This window comes from Nocardiopsis sp. NPDC055879 (assembly GCF_053615935.1).
Genome location: NZ_JBSHCT010000060.1, coordinates 1 through 4,610, shown reverse-complemented (window position 1 = coordinate 4,610; position 4,610 = coordinate 1). Strand labels below are relative to the sequence as shown.

4 protein-coding genes and 1 pseudogene are annotated in these 4,610 nt (G+C 67.5%); 1 reads left to right on the top strand and 4 read right to left on the bottom strand.

Features of this window, described 5'->3' with window-relative positions; all coding sequences use genetic code 11:
- Positions 1–472: 472 nt before the first annotated feature.
- From ACWGKS_RS29560 to ACWGKS_RS29545, 4 genes and pseudogenes are all read right to left on the bottom strand, one after another.
- Positions 473–1,360, bottom strand: a complete 888-nt coding sequence (locus ACWGKS_RS29560) for a DUF222 domain-containing protein (RefSeq protein ID WP_452525003.1) — start codon at positions 1,358–1,360, stop codon at positions 473–475.
- Positions 1,361–1,411: 51 nt separating this feature from the next.
- Positions 1,412–1,843 (bottom strand): hypothetical protein, encoded by a 432-nt coding sequence (locus ACWGKS_RS29555; RefSeq protein WP_452525001.1) that lies wholly within the window; start codon positions 1,841–1,843, stop codon positions 1,412–1,414.
- 516 nt (positions 1,844–2,359) lie between these two features.
- Positions 2,360–2,654 (bottom strand): annotated as a pseudogene (locus tag ACWGKS_RS29550) (IS982 family transposase); the annotation flags it as partial.
- Between the two features lie 45 nt (positions 2,655–2,699).
- A complete protein-coding gene (locus tag ACWGKS_RS29545) occupies positions 2,700–3,263 on the bottom strand; it encodes a TetR/AcrR family transcriptional regulator (protein ID WP_452524999.1) in 564 nt (187 codons plus the stop codon).
- 92 nt (positions 3,264–3,355) lie between these two features.
- Here ACWGKS_RS29545 and ACWGKS_RS29540 point away from each other — a divergent pair.
- Positions 3,356–4,610: MFS transporter (locus ACWGKS_RS29540; protein ID WP_452524997.1), on the top strand; the 1,255-nt coding region annotated here is incomplete at its 3' end.

The window sequence follows — 4,610 nt, the reverse complement described above, 5'->3', positions numbered from 1 at the left end:
GGGGTCCCAACGGCCCCGGGCCCTTCGGGCCCCGGGGGCCCGGTCCGGCCGCAGCCGGCCGGATCCCTTCCCCTCCGACTGGTGTCCTCGTTGAGCGCGTCGCCACTACGTGACGGGCCCGGTCACGAAGTACCCGCTACAGGCCAGGCACGGGGCGGGCCACGTCCCAGCGGTAGCCGGCACCGGTAGCAAGACCACGCCGAGGCCCACAGCAGTCCCCGGTGCCGGTACCCGGCGCCGCGCCAGTGGTGAGGGTGGCAGTGATGCCGGTATCCGGCACCGTGCCCGTAGGGGGAGTAGTGCCGGTACCCACGGCGGGGGCCACTCTGGCCCCGGGTTGTGGCTCTGGGTGGGGGTGTCGGGTGTGGGCATGCCGATATCCCCACAGGGCACGGGGCCCTTGGGGTCTGTCACCCAGGTGGGGTGGTCTCTCCGGGGTGGTGTTCCGCCTGGTGGAAACGGGTGGTGGTGGTCAGGGCGCGGTGGCTGGGGCTGGGGCTGGTTCTCCTTCCCCGTCCCTGTCCCCGCTGGTCTCGGTGTCCTGCCGGTTCTGGGCGTGGTGGTGCTCCCAGATCTGCCGGTTCACCTTGGCCTGTAGCCGGTGCTTGAGCCGGTTGTGGGTGGAGCACAGCACCTGCATGTTGTCCGCGCTGGTCACCCCACCGTGGGAGAAGGGGACGATGTGGTCGTACTGCGACCAGCTACGCGGCACATCACAGCCCTGGTGCCATTCGCAGTAGGGCTTCTTGAACCCGGCCGCCTGACGCACCGGATCCGGAGCGCACCGGTATTTGCGACCCACGTCCAGCAGAGTTTGACCTTCTTCGTCGGTCACGAACCGACGCAACCAACTGTTGGGAATCAGACGGGACACCATCTGATCCGGCAACACCACACCATCCTCGGTCACCGCAGGCTCAGCGGTTTCGTCGCCGAGGAACCGCTTCAGGGAGACGGTGATGTTGAGGGTCGCCAACGGCTGGCGGCTCAGGCTGGAGCAACCCCGGTGGGTCAGAGCGGTCTCGAAGATCCGTATCATCGCGTCGTAGGTGCGCTGATGCTTCGGCACGGCGGCGTTATCGGGCCCGTACGGCTGGGTGTAGGCCTCCAGGGCGGCCTGGATGAGCTCGTTGTCGGCTCCCGGACCCCACATCCGCAACAGGAACCCGGACTCGAACGTGGGGGAGAATTGCGCGCCGCGCTTCTCGAACGTCTCGTCATAGTCCCGGTCGGCCTTATCCGGGTCCAGCCGTGCGACGAACCATTTCGCCGCGTCCCGCAACTGACGCACCGACACCTGCGGGCGCTCATGCTTGTAAGCGATCAGCCCGTACTCCAACCGGGCCCGAAAACCCTCCACGTCCGGGCGGGTGGCCTGGAATTCCTCATTCGCTGATTCGAGGACCTTCGCTCACTCAGCAGTCGCCTTTTCGGTGGAGGTCGCGATCGCGCACGCCTCACCCAACGACAGCACATTGTCCTGGAAGGCCTCGTCCACCAAAGGCAACTGCTCCCGGTACAGGCCCCGGGCGAGGGTGGCCAGGGTGTTGGCCTCGGCCGGGGAGGTGCCCCACTGGTGGGTGATCCAGGCTTGGATGCTGCGCTGGCCGCCCTCTTCCAACAGGGCGCCGGTGGCTTCCATGCGGGCCAGGGCGGGCAGCATCCCGTAGCGGATGCGGTCTGTTTCCTGGTTGAGGCGGCCGAACTGGGCGAGCGTATCGGCTTCGCACCCGAACGGGATATCCCGGCCGGAGAATTCCACCGCGATCTCCCGCGCACCCGCCATCGCCTTATCGACCGGGGTGCCCCCGGTCGGGCGCGGTGTGCTGGGAGGAAAGCTCATACTCTGATTATATGCGAACATCCATGAGAATGGCAGGCTTACTGGCTGGTATATTCAACTTATTCCCAGGGCGGTGAGTGCGCCTATCGTAGAAAGGGTGACCATTCCTGGTTATCCACAACCCCTTTTTCCCGTGACTTTCCCACCACCAGGGCCGGCTACCGCTGGGACGCGGCCGGCCCCGTGCCTGGCCTGTAGCGGGTCCTTCGTGCCCGGACCCGTCACGTAGTGGCGACGCGCTCAACGAGGAAGCCAGAGGGAGGGGAAGGGATCCGGCCGGCTACGGCCGGAGTGGGCCGAAGGCCCACAGGGCCTTGGGCACCCCAACCACTCTCCCCCCTTCCCCGATAGCCGCCAAACCGCCGCCCGCACCGTGCGGGTCAAGGCCACCAACCCCGCTGATGAGGACACAACATCGCCTTGACGCGTGCGGTGCGGGCGGCAACAATCACGCGGCGGGGAAGGAGGGGAAACCACCCCCACCCCGCCCAACAACCAGCAGGACCCCTACCTGAGGCGCTCCAGATCCAACTGGCTCTTGAAAGTCCGGTTGATGGACTCAATGGCCAGGCGCAACGGCCGAAACAACCCTGATTCGGCCCGTGGGGGACTCGCCCTTGCGGGCCGGGCACAGCAAGGACAGGCATGCTCCGGCCAAAGAGCGTTCGAAGTCGCGTCCGTAGTAGTTCTTGTCCGCGATCAGTGACTGCGCAAAGCGGTCGGCGACCAAGTCGGGGTCTTCCTCGAACATCTCCAGCAGCGTGGCCCGCTCATCGGCTTTGGCGCCGGTGAGCGGGAAGGCGATGGGAAGCGCGGTACCCGTATTGGCCCCTCCGGCCGGGGCGGTGCGTTCTCATCACGGGCCGTCTGCGAGGAGTTCACGGAGCAGGCCCTCGACCCACTCCGGAGTGGGGGGCGATGCGAAGAACAGAATCCGGTACATCATGGGCGCGACCACGTGGTCGACCACTGATTCGGCGGCGGGGATCGGCTCGCCACGCTCGGTCGCGCGTTCCAGGATGACGCTGATCCGTTCGCGGGTGTACTCGGCGCACTGGCCCGCGTGCGTCGAGTCGTCGTCGCTGGAGAGGACGTCGCGGACGTATCCGCGTCCGGGGGAGGAGGACATCTCCTCCAGGAACTGGAGTGCCCATGCCCTGAGGTCGGACTCCAGGGATCCGGTGTCTTCGGGTGGGGCCTCGGGACGCAGGCGTTCGACCGCGACATCGGAGAGCAGGGCCTGGAGGTCGCCCCACCGTCGATAGACGGTCGAAGGGGTCACTCCGGCGCGCTGAGCGACAAGGGGCACGCTTAGCTCGGCGCGTCCGTGTTCGGCGAGCAGCTCTCGGACGGCTGTGTGTACCGACCGCTGGACGCGTGCGCTGCGACCGCCGGTGCGGATCCCCTGGCTCGGACTCATGCTCCCATCTTAACGCACAATATTTGCTTTAGCGGTAGCGTGTGGCTACCGTCGCTAAAGCAAACTTTTTGCGTTAGTCCTTCAGGGGAGCCATGTCAGTCACCACGATGCGTCCACCGCCGATCTCCCGTGTCGTGTGGCGTTCTCGCCGCTCGATGGCCCTGCAAGCAGCAGTTCTCATCACCTTCCTGGCCGCTTCCAGTGCGCCCACTCCGCTGTACGCCCTCTACCAGGACACCTGGGGCCTGCCCTCCAGCACACTGACCTTCGTCTTCGGGGTCTACGCCCTGGCGCTGCTCGCGGCACTGCTTCTGGTCGGCCGTCTCTCCGACCATGTGGGCCGACGCCCGATCGTCCTCGGAGCCATCGCCCTCGAAACGGCCTCCATGGCCGTGTTCCTCGTCGCGGACGGCCCCGGTGCACTGATCACCGCACGCGTTGTCCAGGGCCTGGCGACCGGGATCGCCACGGGCGCGCTCGGCGCGGGCCTGCTCGACACCTCTCCTGCGCTCGGTCCCCTGATCAACAGCGTCGCCCCGATCGCGGGTATGGCTGCGGGAGCCCTGGGCTCGGGAGCCCTGGTGCAGTACGCCCCCGAACCGATGCGCCTGGTCTATGTCGTGTTCATCGTGCTCCTACTGTCGCAAGCGGTCGGGATTCGGGCCCTGGCCGAAACCGCCCCCCGCAGGCCCGGGGCCCTGGCCTCGCTGCGTCCGTCGATCGGCGTCCCCGAACAGGCCCGGAGCGCCATGCTCGTGGCCGCTCCGATCGACATCGCGGTCTGGGCTCTGGGCGGTTTCTATCTCTCCTTGGGACCCTCGCTCACCCGTGCCGTGACCGGCTCGACCGCGCCCCTGACCGCGGGGGCCGCCGTCTTCACACTCACCATCAGTGGAGCTGCCGCGGTCCTGGTCCTGCGTTCCGCTCCGGCCACCAGAGTCATGCTCATCGGCGCGACGGCCCTGGCGACGGGGATCGCCATCACTCTGGCGGGTGCGCACCTGGGGCTGACCGCCGCCTTCTTCACCGGGACGGCGGTGGCCGGAATCGGTTTCGGAGCGGGGTTCCAGGGTGCGGTGCGCACCGTGGTCCCGCTGGCCGCCCCTCACGAGCGGGCGGGACTCATGTCGTCCTTCTACCTCTTGAGCTACCTGGCGATGTGCCTACCCGCCATCACCGCGGGCGTCGCTGTCGACGCCCTTCCCCTGATCACCGTGACCGGCTACTACGGGGCCGCGCTGATCGCGCTCGCGGCCCTGGCCGCCGTCGGCACATTCATCGTTCACCGTGCCACACCAAGGAGTCGACCACAGGTGCCCGAGCCCTACACACCCGACGACGTGGTCC